1 rRNA gene is annotated in these 1,673 nt (G+C 53.1%); it reads right to left on the reverse strand.

Annotated elements, in window-relative coordinates:
* A 23S ribosomal RNA gene (locus JOC94_RS22625) occupies nucleotides 1-1,673 on the reverse strand; the annotation flags it as partial.

Below are 1,673 nucleotides of genomic sequence, written 5' to 3' on the forward strand. Positions count from 1 at the left end.
GGTAACCTGCATCTTCACAGGTACTATAATTTCACCGAGTCTCTCGTTGAGACAGTGCCCAGATCGTTGCGCCTTTCGTGCGGGTCGGAACTTACCCGACAAGGAATTTCGCTACCTTAGGACCGTTATAGTTACGGCCGCCGTTTACTGGGGCTTCAATTCGAAGCTTCGCCTAAGCTGACCTCTCCTCTTAACCTTCCAGCACCGGGCAGGCGTCAGCCCCTATACTTCGCCTTGCGGCTTCGCAGAGACCTGTGTTTTTGCTAAACAGTCGCCTGGGCCTATTCACTGCGGCTTCTCAGGGCTATTCACCCTAAAAAGCACCCCTTCTCCCGAAGTTACGGGGTCATTTTGCCGAGTTCCTTAACGAGAGTTCTCTCGCTCACCTTAGGATTCTCTCCTCGCCTACCTGTGTCGGTTTGCGGTACGGGCGCCTATTGCCTCGCTAGAAGCTTTTCTCGGCAGTGTGGAATCAGGAACTTCGGTACTTTTTTTCCCTCGCCATCACAGCTCAGCCTACACGGTAAGCGGATTTGCCTACTTACCGGCCTTACTGCTTGGACGCGCTTTTCCAGCTGCGCGCTTGCCTTATCCTCCTGCGTCCCTCCATCACTCAAACGGCAATGAGGCGGTACAGGAATCTCAACCTGTTATCCATCGCCTACGCCTTTCGGCCTCGGCTTAGGTCCCGACTTACCCTGAGCGGACGAGCCTTCCTCAGGAAACCTTAGGCTTTCGGTGGAAGGGATTCTCACCCTTCTTTCGCTACTCATACCGGCATTCTCACTTCCAAGCACTCCACCGCCTCTTTCAAGACGACTTCGCCGCGCTTGGAACGCTCTCCTACCATTGCTATTGCAATCCACAGCTTCGGTGATACGTTTAGCCCCGGTACATTTTCGGCGCAGAGTCACTCGACCAGTGAGCTATTACGCACTCTTTGAATGGTGGCTGCTTCTAAGCCAACATCCTGGTTGTCTAAGCAACTCCACATCCTTTTCCACTTAACGTATACTTGGGGACCTTAGCTGGTGGTCTGGGTTGTTTCCCTCTCGACTACGGATCTTATCACTCGCAGTCTGACTCCCAAGGATAAGTATTTGGCATTCGGAGTTTGTCTGAAGTCGGTAACCCGATGAGGGCCCCTCGTCCAAACAGTGCTCTACCTCCAATACTCTCACCTTGAGGCTAGCCCTAAAGCTATTTCGGAGAGAACCAGCTATCTCCAGGTTCGATTGGAATTTCACCCCTACCCACACCTCATCCCCGCATTTTTCAACATACGTGGGTTCGGGCCTCCAGTCAGTGTTACCTGACCTTCACCCTGGACATGGGTAGATCACCTGGTTTCGGGTCTGCGACCTCATACTCTTGCGCCCTATTCAGACTCGCTTTCGCTGCGGCTCCGTCTTTTCAACTTAACCTTGCATGAAATCGCAACTCGCCGGTTCATTCTACAAAAGGCACGCCATCACACTTATTGTGCTCTGACTACTTGTAGGCACACGGTTTCAGGTTCTATTTCACTCCCCTCCCGGGGTGCTTTTCACCTTTCCCTCACGGTACTGGTTCACTATCGGTCACTAGGGAGTATTTAGCCTTGGGAGATGGTCCTCCCGGATTCCGACGGGATTTCTCGTGTCCCGCCGTACTCAGGATCCACTCGGGAGGGA

Origin of the sequence: Siminovitchia thermophila (genome assembly GCF_016909185.1) — a bacterium.
GTDB classification, from domain to species: domain Bacteria; phylum Bacillota; class Bacilli; order Bacillales; family Bacillaceae_C; genus Siminovitchia; species Siminovitchia thermophila.